Origin of the sequence: Streptomyces sp. WM6378 (genome assembly GCF_001279695.1) — a bacterium.
GTDB lineage: Bacteria > Actinomycetota > Actinomycetes > Streptomycetales > Streptomycetaceae > Streptomyces.
This window is the reverse complement of the sequence record NZ_LGDD01000120.1, coordinates 206,736-222,734: the sequence shown is the minus strand read 5'-3', so window position 1 is coordinate 222,734 and position 15,999 is coordinate 206,736. Positions and strand designations below refer to the sequence as shown.

The following is a 15,999-nucleotide window of genomic DNA, read 5'->3' as shown; positions in this document are numbered from 1 at the left end:
GCTCCGTGGTGATCGGCACGCCGGCGGGAAGACCCTCCAGCGTCGCGACAAGTGCGGGTCCGTGGGACTCCCCAGCGGTCAGCCAACGCAACCTGCTCATACCTCCCACTCCTCAACGCCGCCGCGGGTGAACTCCCTGTCCCCGTGCAACCAGGCCACCTCGTCGTGCAACTGCTCCTGGGAGAAGGCGGAGAGCATGCTGTTGCGCGCCAACGCCTCCTCACCCGCCGGGTGGTACAACTCGTGGCCGATGCGGCGGGCCACCAGTTGAGTGCGGTTGGTGCGCGCGCGGCGCGCGGCGTTGAATTTCTCCAGGTGCTGCATCACATCGTCGCTTCGCACCCCTTCCAGCAGGTCGCCGAGGACGACCGCGTCCTCCAGGGCCTGGCAGGCGCCCTGCGCCGCGTACTGCAGCATGGGGTGTGCGGCGTCACCGGTCAGCACGGCCCGCCGGTCGGTCCAGGCGTCAACCGGATCACGGTCACACAGCACCCACTCCCGCCAGCCCTCGCCGAGTTCGAGCAGTCGGCGCGCGGTCGCCCCCAGATCAGGGAACTGGCCAAGGACGTGGGAGCGCTCGGCGGGGCGGCCGGCAACGGCCTCGGTGGCGCCGTCGTCGCGGGTAGCGGCGAGGTTGAGGAACTCGCCCCCGCCGATGATGTAGTGCACGAAGTGCCACTTGGGGCCGGCCCACAGGGTGACCGTGTTCCAGCGCAACTCCTCAGGCACCTTGTCGATCGGGATCACCGAACGGTAGATGGTGTGCCCGGACACACGCGGCCCGCCGTCGTCGAGCATCTGTGCGCGCACGGTGGAGCGGATACCGTCGGCGCCGACCAGAACCGCCCCGGTGAACGTCCGTCCGTCCTCGGTGTGCGCGGTGATGCGGTCGGGGCTCTGCTCGTAGCGTCCGACGGCCGCACCGGCCACCAACTCCACGGAGTCCGAAGCCTGGCAGGCGGCGAGAAGCGGCTGATACAGATCGCCCCGGTGCACCACCGCGTACGGATTGCCGAACCGCTCCCGGTAGGTGCCGGTCAACTCCATCGAGGTGACCATCTCGTCCGTCGTGCCGTCCATGAAGCGCAGTTCATCGATGAACACGGCACGCTCTCGCACCCCGTCGCCCACCCCGAGCCGGTCCAGGGCGTGGAAGGCGTTGGGGCCCAGTTGAATGCCCGCGCCGATCTCGGCGAAGGTGTCGCTCCGTTCCAGGACGGTGGCGCGGTGCCCGTGCCGGGCGAGCGACAGAGCTGTGGCGAGCCCTCCGATACCGCCGCCGGCAATCACGATGTGAGCCATGTTGTACGTCGCGTCCTCTCTGTTCACGTGCTGGTGGTGGCCCTTCACTTGACGGTGGCGGGCCTGTACTGCGGAAAGAGCCGGTCCAGTTCCTCGTGGAAACCGGGAAACGTCTTTGCCACGCAGCCGCGGTCGTCGAGGGTGATGCCGTCGGCGCGCAGGCCAAGGACCGAGAACGCCATCGCGATGCGGTGGTCGCGGTGGCAGGCGATCTCGGTGGGCGCACATGTGCCGGGGTGGATGGTGATCCGATCGTGCCCGACGTCGGTGCGGATACCGAGAGCACGAAGGTTCTCGGCGACGGCGGCGATGCGGTCCGACTCCTTCAGGCGGGCATGGGCGATGCCACGGATCGTGATCGGGCCGTCGGCCAAGGGCGCGATGGCGGCCAAGGTCATGAAGGTGTCGGAGATTTCGCCCATGTCGACGGTGAATCCACCCCGCAGAGCACCTGTCCCGGTGACCGTGGTCGCCTCCTGCGTACGTTCGACGTGTGCCCCCGCCCGTTCCAGCACCTCGGTGAAGCGCAAGTCGCCCTGGAGGCTGCCGCGGTCGAGGCCGGCCACCGTCACGGTGGTGCCGGTGATCGCGGCAGCGGCGAAGAAGTACGAGGCAGTGGAGGCATCGGGCTCGATGTGCAGCTCCGCCGCCCGATATCCCGCGGGGTCGATGGTGAACACACCAGGAACGTCCTCACCGACGTGCGCCCCGAAGCGCCGCATCAAAGCCAGGGTCATATCGACGTAAGGGCGGCTGACCAAGTCGCGCACCGTCAGCACCAGCGGCTGGCGCATCAGCGGACCGGCCATCAGCACCCCGGACAGGAATTGGCTGCTGAGCTTCCCGTCCAGGCCCAACTCCCCGCCGTCCAGGCCGGCGGAGCGCACCCGCAGCGGCAGCTGTCCGTCCGGCTCGGTGTGGACGTCGGCGCCCAGGTGCCGCAGCGCCTCGGCGAGGGGGGCCACCGGCCGTGCCGTGAGCTGGGCGGTGCCCTCGAAGCGGAAGTCGCCCTGCCCGGCCGCGGCGAACGGCGGCAGGAAACGGGCCGCGGTCCCCGCGTCCTCGCACCACACGCTGCCACTCCCGGTCGGCCCGTGACCCAGACCCGCGACGACCCAGGCGCGGTCGCCGGACTCCCGCTCGATCCGCACGCCCAGACCCGTCAGGGCATGCCGGAAGGCGACGGTGTCATCGCTCACCAGAGGGGCCTCCAGGACGCTGGTTCCGCGCGCGGCCGCGGCGAGCAACAGCGCCCGGTTGGTGAGGGACTTCGACCCGGGGATGCGGGCTTGGCGGGCAGGGGGTGATGCGGCGGTCATCGCTCTCCTTCATTGGGTGCGGCCATTGAGTGCGGCCGACGCGGCAGCGGTCAGCCGGTCCCGGCGGTCGGTCTTGGACGGAGCGGGTGAGGCGGAGGCCAGGGCGCTGTTTGGAACGGCCGGCCCCCGTCAGGGCGACCCTGGCTCCCGGTAAGCGCGATCGGCAAAGCGATACATCCCGGTTCGTCACTATCGAGGTCAGTCCGTCAAGTCGGGTCCGGACCGAAGCGGTCGTGCCTCGGCGAGTGGGACCACCGCTCACACAAGGGCCGCGAGGGCGACGGCGATCTCCACAGCGATCTCATCCGGCTCGCGGTGCTCGGCCCGCACGGACACCGTCGCAACGTCCCGATACAGCGGCAGACGCTCCTGCATCATCTGCGCAAGCCTGCGCCGCGGGTCCTCGGTGAGCAGCGGCCGCGACTCCGCACTTCCGACCCGTTCGGCGAGAGTGTCCAGGCCGGCCCATAGATGCACGACGCGGCACTCCTTGAGCTGGCGACGCGTCGCGTGATGCAGCACCGCACCCCCGCCGAGTGCCAGAACCCCGGCGTGCTCCCGGACCGCCACCCCGACAGCCCGGCGCTCCCACGCGCGGAAGCGGACCTCGCCACCAGAGCCCAGCAGCTCGTGCGCCGGCTGCCCGGTCAGCCGCTCCAGATCGTGGTCGGTATCGCGGAATGCGAGGCCGAGGTGGTCGGCAAGGGCCTGCCCGACTACGGACTTGCCCGTGCCGGGCATTCCGACGAGCACCACCGCAGGTCCGTTCATGGCTGCTCCGTAAGCTGTCAGGGGGTCCCTGTAGCGTCCCTCCGCATACAGAATCGGAGGGACGCTACAGGGGGACACCCGATTGAACGGCCGGCTCGGCTACTGGAGCGCCAGCCCGCGCCCGGCGAGCGCGGCAGCGGCGAATTCGCCCTCGACGGTGGCCTCCACGTCAAAGGCGTACCGCTCGGTGGGCGGGTAACCGATCAGCTCCGCCGCCCGTGCGGGGACCGGCGCTGCGGCGGCCTCGGCCGACTCCCACAGCAACACCGCTCCCCACCGGTTCGTGGCCGGATCCGAGATCCACACCTTCAGGCGCAGCCCCGCCACCTTCGAGAAGCGCTCCACGGCCTCGTCGCGCAGGAACCCTCTCAGCGAGGAGATGCTCTGCCGCGACTCGGTCAGGTCCCACCAGACGATTACCGCGTGCATGTCGACGTCACCGCCTGGAGCAGGGAACCGATGATCCGAGGCCCGTCGACAGTGAGCATCGATTCGGCATGGAACTGCATCGACGCGAAGCCGTTGGCGCGCAGCGCGTGCACCTCGCCCCCTTCGGCGTCCCGGCTGACCTCGATCCGGCCGTGCACCGGGTGGGTGATGACGTCATCGGCGCATTGGGCGGCGAACGTGTTGTAGAAGCCCACCCGCTCCGTGCGGCCGAACAGGTCTATCTCCCGCTGCGTCCCCTGGTTGGGAACGGGCCGGCGCACGACGTCCAGACCGAGCAGAGTGCTGAGGACCTGATGGCTCAGACACACCGCCAGGAACGGACGGCGCTCCTCCAGGAGTTGGGCCACCGCCGTCCGCAGGTGTGCGATCTTGGGATGGCCGGTGTCCTGCGGATCGCCCGGACCCGGCCCCATGACCACCAGGTCATGCGCGTCGAAGCCGTACGGCTCGTCGAAACGGCGCACCACCACCTCGCAGCCCAGTGAACGGATCTGCTGGGCGATCATCTCGGTGAAGGTGTCCTCGGCATCAATGATGAGGACACGCCGACCGGTCAGCGACTCGACCGCCTGACCGCGCCGGCCCTGCTCCTGCAGCCAGAACCCGGCGACGAGGTCATTGCGCTCGTCCAGCGCCTCACGCACCGCCGGGTGTGCCCCGAACCGGGTGGGCTCCGGCTCGCCGAGGGCGGCGAGCAGTCCCGCGGCCTTCGCACGGGTCTCGTGCACCTCGGACTCCGGGTCGGAGTGGCGTACCAGCGTCGCCCCCACTCCGATCCGCAGCTGCCCACTCGCGTTGATGTCGGCGGTGCGGATCAGGATCGAGGAATCCAGGGTGCGGCCGCCCGACGCGTCCCGGCCGATCAGGGCGGCCACCCCGCTGTAGTAGCCGCGCCCGGCCGGCTCATAGCGGGCGATGACCCGGGCCGCCGATTCCAGCGGAGATCCCGTCACCGTCGGCGCGAACAGCGTCTCGCGCAGGATGTCGGCCGCATCGCGGTCGGTGCGGCCCTCGATGAAGTACTCGGTGTGAGCGAGCCGGGCCATCTCCTTCAGGTACGGGCCCACGACCCGTCCGCCTTCGGGGCAGATGCGGCCCATCATCTTCAGTTCCTCGTCGACGACCATGTACAGCTCGTCGGTCTCCTTGCGGTCGGCCAGGAACCGAAGGACGCCGTCCAGGTCGGGACCGCTCGCCGGGTACCGGTAGGTGCCGCTGATCGGGTTCATCACGGCGGTGGAGTCATGAACGCTGATGTGCCGCTCCGGGGTCGCGCCGACGAAGGTCCGCTCACCGGTGTGTACGAGGAACGTCCAGTAGGCGCCTGCCTCCCGCTCGACCAGGCGGCGGAAGAACGACAGTGCCGATCGGGGCGTGAAGCCCGGCAATTGGGCTGTGAAGGAGCGCTTGATGACGAAGTTCGCCCCCTTGCCGGTGCCGATCTCGTCGGCGACGACTTGGCGCACGATGTCGGCGTATGCCGCGTCGTCCACGTCGAAGCGGCCGTCAGCGACCTTCACCGGTTCATTGGGCAGCCGCGCCAGCGTCTCATGCAGGGGCAGTGTTGCCTGCTCGCGCACCCGCATCGTGAGCAGCGGCTCTCCGTCGTCGGGTGCCGCGAAGCCCCGCTCGGCGAGCTGGCGATAGGGCACCAGCGCGAGCAACTCGTGGTGCGCCCCCGGCCGGGGCTGTTCGGGCAGGTCGAGTCCGGCGAGCGAGTCGACCTGCGCGATGTCGCCCGTCAGCAGCTCCAGGGTGTCCGGGCCGGCCGACTCGGGGCGGTGCAGCAGCGCGAACGGGCCAGAGGTGCCGCCGAGGATCCGCGCGAGCAGTTTCTGCGCGTCGTCCTGTCGTCGTGCCATGGAAGTCGTTCCTTTCGCGGCCGGCGCGTTCAGCGCGCCACCTCGGCTGTATCGAGTTCGGTCAGCACGGACTTGGTGGTCACGACACGGGCGGCGCGCTGCGCCGCGTAGTCGAGTGCCAGCCGGTGGTAGTCGGCGGAGAAGTCGGCGACCGCATCCGCCACCAGGAACGGCTGGATGTCGTTGGTGAACGCGTCCACCGCGCTCATGAGGACACCGACGTGCGCGTACACGCCGCAGATGACCAGCTGGTCCCGGTTGTGGAAGCGCATCCGTTCCAGCAGGTCCGACTTGTGGAAGGCGCTGTAGCGCCACTTGGTGAACTCCCAGTCACCCGGCGTCGGTTCGAGCGGTGGGACCACCCGGCGGTGCTCGGGCGTCGCCTTCATGCCGGGCCCCCAGAAGTCCTTCAGCAGACCGCGCTGCTCGGGCGTCATGCTGCCGGGCTGGGCGGTGTAGGCAACGGGAACACCCAGTGCGGCACAACGCTCACGCAGCAGCGCGGTGTTGGCGATCAGGGAGCCGCCGGGCTCGCCGGATCGTGGGAAGGGTTTGAGGAAGTACTCCTGCATGTCGTGCAGCAGAAGCACCGCGCGCTCCGGATCCACGGTCCACTGGGCGGTGCTGGCCGGGAGTTCGCCCTCGGAGGGCATCGGGTACGGCTCGACGGCCGGAATTCCGGGCACGGTCTTGTCGGTCCTTTCAGAGCTAGACACCGAGCGTCGCACCGCCGTCCACGGTCAGCTCGTGCATCGTGATGTGCCCGGCGGCGTCCGACAGCAGGAAGGCGACGGCCTCCGCGATGTCGTGCGGTGTCGCCACCTTGCCGAGGGGTATGCCGGCCCGGAACGCGGCAGGGTCACCAGCGATCGACTTCTTCGCCGCGGAGTCCGCGGCATGCATGCCGCGCAGCATCGGAGTGTCCGTGGAACCGGGGGCGACGACGTTGCAGCGGATGCCGTGCGCGGAGACCTCCAGTCCCAGGCACTTGGTGAAGGCGGTCGCGGCGGCCTTGGAAGCGGCGTAGGCGGCCATGCCGGCGCGGGCCGTGCCCGCGGCGTTCGACGCGACCGTGACGACCGCGCCCCGTCCGCGCGGGATCATCCGGTTGACCACGGTCCGCGAAGTGTGGAACACCCCGGTCGTGTTGACCGCGAACGTCGCTGCCCAGTCCTCGTCGGACAGCGTGTGCGCCGCTCCCTGGCGAAGCACGCCGGCGGCATTCACCAGCTGCTCGATCGGCCCGAGTTCGTCCTCCACCTGCTGGACCAGAAGCTCCACAGCGGGACTTGAGGTGACATCGGCCGTGAAGGCGGTGACGTCGAGCCCGTCCGCGCGCATCTTCGCGACGGTCTCCTCGATCAAGCTGCCTTCCAGGTCCACCGCCGCGACCTTGAGCTGCCGCTCGGCGAGCAGCCGGGTGACTGCCGCACCGATGCCGCCCGCGGCGCCCGTGACCAGGGCGAGGGGTTCTTCCACGTTCACAACCTCCGTACGAGATGGGTGTCGGCGCGTACCAGGGGCCGGGTTCATGCGCGCCAGGCCGAGACGACCTCGATGGCCTGCCGCGCGTTCAGGCGCGGGTCACAGAAGCTGAGGTACTTGTCGCCCAGGTGGTGGAGTTCTCCGGAGTCGAGGACGCACTCGACGACGCTCTCGGGGGTGGTCTCCAGATGCAGACCGGCCGGAGTGCCGCCGTTCTCGAACACGGCGCTCTGGAAGGCCTCGACCTCGCGCACCACGGTCTTCACATAGCGCGTCTTGAGGCCGTCGGGCCCGGCGACGGTGTTGCCGTGCATGGGGTCGGACAGCCACAGCACGGGGTGGCCCGCCCGGCTCACGGCATCGACGAGTGCGGGCAGCTTCTGCTCCGCGTTCTCGGCGCCCATGCGGGCGATCAGGGTGAGCCGGCCCGGGAGGCGCTGGCCGTCCAGCCGGTCGCACAGGGCGAGCAACTCGTCCGGTGTCATGGACGGACCGACCTTCACCGCGACCGGGTTGGACACGGCGGCGAGCAGGGCGATGTGCGCACCGTCCAGCTGGCGGGTGCGCTCTCCGACCCAGGGCCAGTGAGTGGAGGTCAGCAGCAGAGATCCGTCACCTTCCCGGCGCAGCATCGGGAGTTCGTAGTCGAGCAGCAGGGCCTCATGGCTCGTCCACACCGGCACGCCCAGCTCGGAGCGGCCGGCGGTACCACGCCAGCCGAGGTAGTGCATGGTGTCGCTGGCGGCCCGGTAGCCGGTGAGCAGATTGCCGGGGTCGGGGCGGCGCAGCTCGGGGTCCGGCTCCGGGTGGTTGACCATGTGCCCCCGGTAGACGGGCAGTTCGGTGCCGGCGACGTTCTCGGTCGCGTTGGAGCGGGGCTTGCCGTACTGGCCGGCGATCCGGCCCACCCGCAGCACCGGCTTGCCGGAGGACAGCTTCATCGTGCCGGCCAGCACGTCGAGCAGCGCGGCCTTGCGGGCCACGTCGTTCGGGGTGGCCTCGGCCGGGTCCTCGGCGCAGTCACCGGTCTGGATCACCTGGATGTGTCCGGCGGCGGCCTCCATCAGCAGTGCGCGCAGCCGGCGCACCGCCTCGGAGTCCACCAGGGCCGGCATCCGGACGAGATCCGCCCTGACATCGGCAAGGCGCGGGTGGGCTGCCCAGTCGGGCTGCTGGAGGGCGGGTAGGGAACGGAGGTAGGACTGAATGTCGATCATCGACTTCCCTCGGCGAGCATGCCGGAACAGGTCCGGCGGATGGTGGGCGTGGTAGGTCGGCGGCGGCACGGGCAGGTGGCGCGCCGCCGGTATGCCCTGCCCGGCGCTCTTCGTCCTGCAGCGGCTCGGGTGCGGAGCGTTCCGGGGCGATGCGAATGCATGCGGCCCGTCCCCCTGGAGACGGGCCGACCGGGGCGAATACCACTATCAGGAGATAAATAATCTCCTGCAATGGCTTATGGAGGAGTCCGTCAAGTGACGCTCTGTGGGCGGCAGTTGACCGATCGCGACCTTCGCCGGGCATTGCCGGCGGCACTCGGTGAGGTGAACCGGCTCGAAGGGTCAGGCGGCGAGGTCGGCCAGTACGGCGAGCCGGACGAGCGCGACCCGGCTGGAAATGCCCAGTTTGGCGAAGATGTTCCGCAGGTGGCTGTCGACCGTGTGCGGCGAGACGGACAGCTGCGCGGCGACGGCCCGATTGGTCAGCCCCTCGGCGACCAGGTTCGCCACCCGCAGTTCGGCGCGGGTCAGAGCTGCCCACCCATGGTGTGGGGCCGCGGGGCGCAAGGCGCTGCGCGCTGCGGGGAGTGTGGCGTCAGGAATGTTCTTGAGGGTCGGCCGGGAGTCCGCGTTGGCTCGTATCACCCGGCCGACCCTGCCCGCGCCGGGGATGAGCCGCAATACGGAATGCGTGAGTCTGTCATGTTCTGCGGCGGGCGTTGAGGACGGATGCCGCCGGAGCTAGAACCCGCCCAGCAGGCCGTCCACCACGTTCAGCAGGGCCTGGCGGTCACTGTGCACCCTGGCCAGGACCCGCAGGCCGTAATAGGTACTCAGCACTTGGCCCGCCAGGGTCCTGGCGTCGTGTGCTGCGGTGATCTCGCCGGTCCGCTGTCCGCGAGCGATGGCCTCACGCAGAGCCTCCTCCACCGTGGTGAAGTGCCGCCGCACCTCTTCCTTCACGGCGGGATCCGAACTCGCCTTCTCCACCGAGGCGTTGATGGCGAAGCAGCCCGGCGTCTGCGAATCGGCGAGATCGGCGTCGATGGCCCCGACGATCAGCTCCCGGAGCCGGTCCTTGACCGGGCCCGGCCGCCGCAGCAGAGCGGTCTGCTCGGCCGTGGTGGTGTCGTAGTAGCGACGCAGGGCGCGCAGATACAGCTGCTGCTTGTCCCCGAACGTGTTGTACAGGCTCGACTGGCCCAGGCCTGTGCAGTTGGCCAGGTCCCGGGTGGAGGTCGCTTCGTAGCCGTGCCGCCAGAACGCGTCCATGGCGGACGTGAGCGCGTGCGTCTCGTCGAACTTCCTGGGCCTGGCCATGCTCGTACCCTAAAGGTTTTGGAGCGGTCGCACAAAAAACTTGCGACACAGTCCGACGTCGCCCGCGAACGTGCTCCGGTCTCGCACTACGCCACCACCCCGACCGCCTCGATCTCGATCAGCCAGTCCGGGTCGGCCAAGGAGGAGACCTCGACGAACGACTCGGCGAACGCGTGCGCGGTGAAGTACTGCGCGCGCAGCGCGGCGAACGCGTCTTGGTGCCGGGCGATGTCGGTGACGAACACCGTCGCCTTGACGACGTGGCCGAGACCTGACCCGGCGTTGTCCAGGACGGTGGCGAGATTGGTCAGGGCCCTGCGGGCCTGTGCCTCGAAGTCGCCCCGGCCGACGGTGACCCCGTGCTCGTCCACCGGCGCCTGGCCGGAGGTGAAGACGAGGTCGCCCACGCGTACGCCGAGCGCGATGCCGGCGGGGGAGTACCAGTCGTTCTCCGCCGTGACGCGCTCGGGCCGAGGCGCGCCGGATACTGCAGTCATGATGCTCCTCGCAGCAGGACCAGGGTGGGAAGGGGGGGCGGTCAGTCACCCAGATGTTCACGCACGGCGTGGACCAGCTCCGCTATGGAGCGCTCGCCCGTGGCGGTGCCGAAGGAGTCGAAGATGTGGAAGGCGCCGGACCACTGGTGCAGTGTGACCGGGACGCCCGCTTCGAGCAGTCGCTGCCCATAGCGGATGCCTTCATCGCGCAGCGGGTCGTACTCGGCGGTGACGATGTGAGCGGGGGGCAGCTCCGCGAGGGTCGCGGCCCGGTTCGGTGCCGCGTACGGCGACGTCTCGCGCTGCTCGTGCCCCTCGCCGAGGTAGTGCCGCCACATCGCCTCGGACTGCGGCGTGGACCAGACCGGGGTGTCGTGGAACCGGCGCGCGGACGGCGTGTCCATCCGGTCGTCCGTCACCGGGAAGGTCAGAAGCTGCAGGGCGAGTTCGGGGCCCTGCCGGTCGCGCGCCATGAGGGAGACGGCCGCGGCCAGGGCACCGCCCGCGCTGCACCCCGCCACCCCCAACCGGCCCGGTACCACGCCGAGTTCCCCGGCCTGGGCAGCGAGCCAGCGCAGCGCGGCGTAGCAGTCCTCCGCGCCCGCGGGGAAGGGGTGCTCGGGCGCGAGCCGGTACTGAACGCTGACCACGACGCACTTGGCCTGTGAAGCGAACCAGACGCACTGGTTGTGCTCGGTCTCCAGGCTGCCCATGACGAAGCCGCCGCCGTGGATCCACAGCAGGCCACCGTGCGGCCCCGGTGCCTTGGGGCTGTAGACCCGCACGACGACGTCCGGGGCGCCTTCGGGCCCGGGGATCAACTGCTCGGTGACAGTGATCGCGCTCGTGTCCGCGGGCTCCCACTGAGCCTCAAGCTCCTTGAGGGTGGCGCGGGCCACCTGCGGGTCGCGCACGTCGAGATACGGGATGCCCTCCACCAGAGCCGCCAGATCGGGCCGCAGATTCATCCGGGTCGGTGCCTGGCCCGTGGAACGGGAAGTGGTGTCACTCATGGGGTCATCCTGCGGTGGGAGGAGTGTCGTCCGCCTCCGCCACTTGTCGCCCATTGCCCGCTGCGCATGCGCCGATTGGCGCGGCAACCTGACGGACTGCTGTTGCCGCGAGCTGCCAAGGCGGGGGTGCGGCCTAGCCTCCGCGGATGTACCCACCGACACCGAACCCGCCGTATCCGGTCTCTGGAGAGGGGGCCGTGCACAGCGCCGTCCCCCGCTTCGATCCCGTCCTCGAAGGGTGGGCAGGAACCGCCATGCTGGGCCACCCGGGCGCGGATGGAGAGGACTGTGCGCCAGGGGGGCGCTGGCCGCTGCGTCTGGGGGATCCCGGTCTGGTGCAGGCGGCGCTGTCCGCGCGGCTCCCCGAGGCCGAGCGCTCCCGGGCCCTGCAACTCCTGGGACTGAGCCCTCGGGCCGACGTGCGCGCCGTAGCGGTCGTGGTGTGCGAACCCGGCCTGCTGCACCGGGCGTTGCACGGCTGCGCGGAACGCCTGGGCGGCCGCGAGGGCGCTCCCACGGCTGCGCATGTGGCAGCCCTTTGGCCGACGGTCGGGGCGGTTCTGTTGCCCGGTTCGGTGGCCGTTCCGCGGGAGGCGGAACCTGGGCCGGCCCGCACGGCGATGGGGGTGGGGCCGGCGACAGGCCCCCAGCAGCTCCCGGATTCGTGGGCGCAGGCGCGGCGCGCGGCGCGTTTCGCCGGTCTGGGGCCCACATGGCCGCGTGCGGTCGTGGCCGAGGACCTGGGCGCGCTGGCTCTGCTCGCCGATCTCCCGGCACCAACTGCCCTCGCCCATCCCGATGTTGCGGCCGTCGCACGGCTGGGCTGCGGTACGGACGGAGAGCAGGCCCTGGCCACGCTGGAGGCGGTGTGCCGCAGCTCATCGCTGCGGGAGGCCGCCAAGATCCTGTGCCTGCACCACAGTGCGGTGGCGCATCGCATACGGCGCATCGAGCGGATTCTGCGAGTGTCGCTGAGTGATGCGCACGGGCGTCAGCGGATCCAGACGGCGCTGCTGCTGTGGCAGCTGAACGCCCCGGGCAACTGGCGCAGCGACCAGGAGAGTTCACGACAGCACGGTGGACCGCACTCATTTTGAATCAGTCGCTTCAAAACTGTGTTAGCGTCGCCCCGCGGCCGCCCGCTCCCCGCTCTGTTCCCCTGCATCTGGAGGCATTCCATGCCCCTTGCCGTCTACGTACTCGGCTTGGGAATCTTCACCCAAGGCACGTCGGAGTTCATGCTGTCCGGACTGCTGCCCGACATGGCCCACGACATGGGTGTCTCCATTCCCGACGCCGGTCTGCTCATCTCCGCCTTCGCGATCGGAATGGTGATCGGTGCGCCACTGCTGGCCGTTGCGACCCTGAAGTGGCCGCGCCGCACCGCCCTGGCAGCCCTCCAGGCCGTGTTCATCGCCGCACACGTCGCCGGTGCGCTCGCACCCGGCTACGGCGTCCTCTTCGCCACCCGGATCATCAGCGCCCTCGCCTACGCCGGATTCTGGGGCGTCGCCGTGGCCACCGCCGTCGCACTCGTCCCCGCCGACGCCAAGGGCAAGGCGGTCGCCGTCGTCGCCTCCGGCCTGACCCTCGCCACGATCGTCGGCGTGCCCGCCGGTACGGTGCTCAGCCAGGTGTCCGGCTGGCGCGCCGCCTTCTGGGGCGTCGCGGCCCTGACCCTCATCAGCCTGCTGTGCTCCCTGGCAGCCATCCCCGGCGGCAAGGGAGCCGCGGACGAACAACGCACGGTCCGCAGCGAACTCAGGGCCATGGCCCGCCCCCAACTGTGGCTCTCGTACGCCGTGACAGCCTTCGCCTTCGGCGCGGTCATCGTCACCTTCAGCTACCTCGCCACACTGCTCACCGATGTCACCGGCCTGTCCGAGGGCTGGGTGCCCGTCCTCCTCGCGCTCTTCGGCGTCGGCGGCCTGATCGGCATGGTGATCGGCGGCAAGGTCGCCGAGGTCTATCCCATCCGCACCCTCGTTCTGGCCATGGGCGTCCTGGTGGTCGCGTCCGCGCTGCTGGCCGTGACCGCGCACAACACGGTCGCCACCGTCGTCCTGGTCTTCGTCCTGGGCCTGGCCGGTTACGTGACCAACCCCGTTCTGCAGTCACGGGTGTTCGTCGTGGCACCGGGCGCGCCCACCCTCGTCGGTGCGACCAATACCTCCGCCTTCAACGTCGGCAACACGCTGGCACCCGCCCTCGGCGGCATGGTCATCAGCGCCGGCTTCGGCTACGCCTCCGTCGCCTGGGTGGGCGCGGCGCTCGGCGCCGTGGCCCTTGTCGGCGCCCTCTGGGCAGGCCGGCTGCAGTACCGCACCCCCCGCCCCAGCGACGTCGTCGCCCATGGTGCGGCGCGCCAGGAAGCGGCCGCCGCGACCCACCGCTGACCCGACCGGTGCGGAGAACAGCGCCGTGCCCCCGTCCGCCGCACAGAAGCAGCGGCAGACGGGGGCACGGCCACAACGGACACTGGCAACCGCGAGGTTCAGGACGTGATGCCGCCGTCGATGACCAGGTCATGGCCGAGGGCGAAGCCCGATTCGTCGGAGGCGAGCCACAGCACGGCCGCCGCCCCCTCCTCAACAGTGCCGATTCGGCCCAACGGGAACATCCCCTTGGCCCGCTCCACCCGCTCGGCCTCGGTCTCGTTCTCCAGCAGCGACATCGGCGTCTCCATGGACGACGGGCTGAGTGTGTTGACCCGGATGCCGTCGGCCGCGTACTCGCGTGCCGCGCTGCGCGTCAGTGCCGCGATCGCCGCCTTGCTCGCCCCGTACGCAGCCGCACCCGGGATGGTCAGATGCGCGCCGACCACCGACCCGACGTTGACGATGGCGCCGCCACCGTTGGCCCGCATGTGAAGAATCTCGTGCTTCATCGACAGCCAGGTGCCCAGCAGATTGATCTGCAGGGTGCGCGAGAACGTCTCGTGGTCGAGTTCGGCGAGGCCGGCCGGACGCGGCAGGTGGCCCGCGTTGTTCACGGCAATGTCAAGCGAGCCGAACTCCTCCACCACCGTGCTGACCAGACGCTCGACATCCGGCTCCCGAGCGATGTCCGCCACCACGAATCCACCGCGGCCGCCGTCCTTTTCGATCAGGCGGACCGTCTCCTCCAGGTGCTCCACGGTGCGCCCCGCAACGACCGCCGTCGCCCCCGCCCGAGCGAAGGCCAACGCGGTCGCCCGGCCGATTCCGGAGCCGCCACCGGTGACCAGAGCCACCTTGCCCGTGAAGCGAGCAGTCATGTTCCCATCCATTCCTCGGTACGGAGAACGCCGGCACGCACAGTCCGCGCGCGACGCTCCGCACACCATGACGTCTGGCCGCGCCGGTGCCATCCCGTATCCACGCCAGTGACCGGGAAAAACCCCGGATTCACGTGATGCCGGACGGCCGTCGGCTCGGTGTGGGATGGAAGCGCACGCACCGACCACGGAAGGAAACCGGTGAGTTTCGAGGAATCCGAGGGGATCGTCTACATCCCGCCGAAGGCCGGAGTGTCCCGCTGGGTGTTCGGTGACCACTACACGATCAAGGCCGACAAGGAGAACACCCACGGATCCCTCGGCCTGATCGAGGCGCTCGTACCCCCCGGCGGCGGGCCGCCCCTGCACATCCACCACGACAGCGACGAGGCCTTCTACCTCATCGACGGAGAGCTGGAGATCTCGAACGAACAGCGCTCCGAAGTCGTCGGGACGGGCGCGTTCATCTTCGTGCCCCGCGGCAAGGTCCACGCTTTCAAGAACACCGGCGACAAGCCCTGCAAGATGCTCATCATCTTCACCCCCGCAGGATTCGAGCGCTTCTTCACCGAACTCGGTGTGTCCGGCGAGGGCGACATGCCCGCCGCCGACGCGGAGCAGTACGCCCGGGACCTCGCGAAGGCGGAGAGCATCGTGGCACGTTACGCAGCGGAGTACATCTGATGCTCGATGCAAAGACAGTCGACGCCTACCTGGAACGCATCGGCGCCAAACGCCCCGAGCGCCCCACCACCCAGGCGCTGGCCCACCTCCACGAACGCCACGTCCTCAGCGTTCCCTTCGAGAACATCGACTTCGCCCTCGGCCGGCCCAGCCCACCCGTCGGTCTCGGCGAACCGGCCCTTGACAAGATCATCGGCCAGAACCGGGGCGGCTGCTGCTACGAACTCAACGGCGCCTTCTACGAGTTGCTGCTCTCGCTCGGCTTCGACGCGGTCCCTCTCGCCGGCCGGGTCCTCGAAGACGGCGAATTCGGGCCTCTGCTCGGCCACTTGACCCTGGGCGTGCAGACCGAGGACGAGGACGGGCCCTGGCTCGCCGACGTCGGCTACGGCCAAGGCTTCCGGCATCCCCTGCTCCTCGCCTCCCGCGCCCCTCAGCCCGACGCACAAGGCACCTTCGAACTGGCCGAGACCCCCCTCGGCGATCTGGACCTGCTGCGTGACGGGGAGGTGCAGTACCGACTTGAGCTGCGGCCGCGTGAGCTCGCCGACTTCGCTCCCATGGTGTGGTGGTTCCGCAGCGCTCCACAATCGCCGTTCCTGGCCCGCCAGGTGTGCTCGCTGCCCACCGCCGACGGACGAGTCACTCTGGCCGGCCGCACCCTCACCCGCACCGTCGGCGGGCACAAGACCAAGCAGGAACTGACCGACGACCCCGCGGTCCTGGACGCGTACCGCACCTGGTTCGGCATCGAACTCGCTGCGCCGCCCCCCACAACCGGCGCCCCCCAGGACACCTGACCCCAGCCAGTACCACCATCGGA

The 15,999-nt window shown here is 69.9% G+C and carries 18 protein-coding genes; 4 read left to right on the top strand and 14 right to left on the bottom strand.

All coding sequences use genetic code 11. From position 1 onward, the window contains the following. The 13 genes from ADK54_RS44840 to ADK54_RS45895 form a co-directional block, all read right to left on the bottom strand. Window positions 1–100: chorismate synthase (locus ADK54_RS44840; RefSeq protein ID WP_159047589.1), on the bottom strand; the 100-nt coding region annotated here is incomplete at its 3' end. Next, complete coding sequence (locus ADK54_RS12855; RefSeq protein WP_053725741.1) at window positions 97–1,302, bottom strand: 3-hydroxybenzoate 6-monooxygenase; 1,206 nt, start codon at window positions 1,300–1,302, stop codon at window positions 97–99. The genes ADK54_RS12855 and ADK54_RS44840, both read right to left, overlap by 4 nt. Before the next feature lie 44 nt (window positions 1,303–1,346). Further along, on the bottom strand, window positions 1,347–2,621 hold the full coding sequence (aroA, locus tag ADK54_RS12850; RefSeq protein WP_053725720.1) for a 3-phosphoshikimate 1-carboxyvinyltransferase: 1,275 nt from the start codon (window positions 2,619–2,621) through the stop codon (window positions 1,347–1,349). Window positions 2,622–2,879: 258 nt separating this feature from the next. Further along, a complete protein-coding gene (locus ADK54_RS12845) occupies window positions 2,880–3,392 on the bottom strand; it encodes a shikimate kinase (protein ID WP_053725719.1) in 513 nt (170 codons plus the stop codon). Between the two features lie 99 nt (window positions 3,393–3,491). Next, window positions 3,492–3,821 carry a hypothetical protein gene (locus ADK54_RS12840; protein ID WP_053725718.1) on the bottom strand — a complete coding sequence of 110 codons (330 nt, stop codon included), beginning with the start codon at window positions 3,819–3,821 and terminating at the stop codon, window positions 3,492–3,494. Continuing rightward, entirely contained in the window at window positions 3,809–5,704 is a 1,896-nt protein-coding gene (locus tag ADK54_RS12835; protein WP_053725717.1) for an anthranilate synthase family protein, read from the bottom strand. The genes ADK54_RS12840 and ADK54_RS12835 overlap by 13 nt, the downstream gene beginning before the upstream one ends. 29 nt (window positions 5,705–5,733) lie before the next feature. Next, the gene (locus tag ADK54_RS12830) at window positions 5,734–6,390 is read right to left on the bottom strand and encodes an isochorismatase family protein (RefSeq protein WP_053725716.1); all 657 of its coding nucleotides are present in this window, start codon (window positions 6,388–6,390) and stop codon (window positions 5,734–5,736) included. A gap of 22 nt (window positions 6,391–6,412) precedes the next feature. Beyond that, on the bottom strand, window positions 6,413–7,183 hold the full coding sequence (locus ADK54_RS12825; RefSeq protein WP_053725740.1) for a 2,3-dihydro-2,3-dihydroxybenzoate dehydrogenase: 771 nt from the start codon (window positions 7,181–7,183) through the stop codon (window positions 6,413–6,415). 50 nt (window positions 7,184–7,233) lie between these two features. Then, the gene (locus ADK54_RS12820; protein WP_078966335.1) at window positions 7,234–8,406 is read right to left on the bottom strand and encodes a 3-deoxy-7-phosphoheptulonate synthase; all 1,173 of its coding nucleotides are present in this window, start codon (window positions 8,404–8,406) and stop codon (window positions 7,234–7,236) included. 342 nt (window positions 8,407–8,748) lie between these two features. Beyond that, window positions 8,749–9,051 (bottom strand): helix-turn-helix domain-containing protein, encoded by a 303-nt coding sequence (locus ADK54_RS12815; RefSeq protein WP_234392031.1) that lies wholly within the window; start codon window positions 9,049–9,051, stop codon window positions 8,749–8,751. A 96-nt stretch (window positions 9,052–9,147) separates the two neighbouring features. Continuing rightward, window positions 9,148–9,726 (bottom strand): TetR/AcrR family transcriptional regulator, encoded by a 579-nt coding sequence (locus ADK54_RS12810; protein WP_053725715.1) that lies wholly within the window; start codon window positions 9,724–9,726, stop codon window positions 9,148–9,150. Window positions 9,727–9,812: 86 nt separating this feature from the next. Then, window positions 9,813–10,223, bottom strand: a complete 411-nt coding sequence (locus ADK54_RS12805; protein WP_053725714.1) for a RidA family protein — start codon at window positions 10,221–10,223, stop codon at window positions 9,813–9,815. Window positions 10,224–10,264: 41 nt separating this feature from the next. Next, window positions 10,265–11,236 (bottom strand): alpha/beta hydrolase, encoded by a 972-nt coding sequence (locus ADK54_RS45895; protein ID WP_159047740.1) that lies wholly within the window; start codon window positions 11,234–11,236, stop codon window positions 10,265–10,267. Window positions 11,237–11,433: 197 nt separating this feature from the next. On the opposite strand from ADK54_RS45895, the gene ADK54_RS45890 reads away from it, so the two are divergent. Further along, entirely contained in the window at window positions 11,434–12,333 is a 900-nt protein-coding gene (locus tag ADK54_RS45890) for a helix-turn-helix domain-containing protein (RefSeq protein ID WP_159047739.1), read from the top strand. An 81-nt stretch (window positions 12,334–12,414) separates the two neighbouring features. Next, window positions 12,415–13,632: a Cmx/CmrA family chloramphenicol efflux MFS transporter gene (locus ADK54_RS12790; RefSeq protein ID WP_053725712.1), complete on the top strand. Its 1,218-nt coding sequence runs from the start codon at window positions 12,415–12,417 to the stop codon at window positions 13,630–13,632. 98 nt (window positions 13,633–13,730) lie between these two features. Here the strand turns inward: ADK54_RS12790 and ADK54_RS12785 are convergent, their stop codons facing one another. Then, the gene (locus ADK54_RS12785; protein ID WP_053725711.1) at window positions 13,731–14,492 is read right to left on the bottom strand and encodes an SDR family NAD(P)-dependent oxidoreductase; all 762 of its coding nucleotides are present in this window, start codon (window positions 14,490–14,492) and stop codon (window positions 13,731–13,733) included. 201 nt (window positions 14,493–14,693) lie between these two features. Between ADK54_RS12785 and ADK54_RS12780 the strand changes: the two genes are divergently transcribed. Both ADK54_RS12780 and ADK54_RS12775 read left to right on the top strand, forming a co-directional pair. Beyond that, window positions 14,694–15,176, top strand: a complete 483-nt coding sequence (locus ADK54_RS12780) for a cupin domain-containing protein (protein WP_053725710.1) — start codon at window positions 14,694–14,696, stop codon at window positions 15,174–15,176. After that, entirely contained in the window at window positions 15,176–15,976 is an 801-nt protein-coding gene (locus ADK54_RS12775; protein ID WP_053725709.1) for an arylamine N-acetyltransferase family protein, read from the top strand. The genes ADK54_RS12780 and ADK54_RS12775 overlap by 1 nt, the downstream gene beginning before the upstream one ends. Window positions 15,977–15,999: the final 23 nt, after the last annotated feature.

Excerpts from the sequence above, each read along its gene's own strand:
- ADK54_RS12810 (WP_053725715.1), bottom strand. The coding sequence starts at position 9,726 with ATGGCCAGGCCCAGGAAGTTCGACGAGACGCACGCGCTCACGTCCGCC.
- ADK54_RS12835 (WP_053725717.1), bottom strand. The coding sequence starts at position 5,704 with ATGGCACGACGACAGGACGACGCGCAGAAACTGCTCGCGCGGATCCTC.
- ADK54_RS12790 (WP_053725712.1), top strand. The coding sequence starts at position 12,415 with ATGCCCCTTGCCGTCTACGTACTCGGCTTGGGAATCTTCACCCAAGGC.
- ADK54_RS12855 (WP_053725741.1), bottom strand. The coding sequence starts at position 1,302 with ATGGCTCACATCGTGATTGCCGGCGGCGGTATCGGAGGGCTCGCCACA.
- ADK54_RS45895 (WP_159047740.1), bottom strand. The coding sequence starts at position 11,236 with ATGAGTGACACCACTTCCCGTTCCACGGGCCAGGCACCGACCCGGATG.
- ADK54_RS12775 (WP_053725709.1), top strand. The coding sequence starts at position 15,176 with ATGCTCGATGCAAAGACAGTCGACGCCTACCTGGAACGCATCGGCGCC.
- ADK54_RS12785 (WP_053725711.1), bottom strand. The coding sequence starts at position 14,492 with ATGACTGCTCGCTTCACGGGCAAGGTGGCTCTGGTCACCGGTGGCGGC.
- ADK54_RS12820 (WP_078966335.1), bottom strand. The coding sequence starts at position 8,406 with ATGATCGACATTCAGTCCTACCTCCGTTCCCTACCCGCCCTCCAGCAG.
- ADK54_RS12805 (WP_053725714.1), bottom strand. The coding sequence starts at position 10,223 with ATGACTGCAGTATCCGGCGCGCCTCGGCCCGAGCGCGTCACGGCGGAG.
- aroA (WP_053725720.1), bottom strand. The coding sequence starts at position 2,621 with ATGACCGCCGCATCACCCCCTGCCCGCCAAGCCCGCATCCCCGGGTCG.
- ADK54_RS12840 (WP_053725718.1), bottom strand. The coding sequence starts at position 3,821 with ATGCACGCGGTAATCGTCTGGTGGGACCTGACCGAGTCGCGGCAGAGC.
- ADK54_RS12845 (WP_053725719.1), bottom strand. The coding sequence starts at position 3,392 with ATGAACGGACCTGCGGTGGTGCTCGTCGGAATGCCCGGCACGGGCAAG.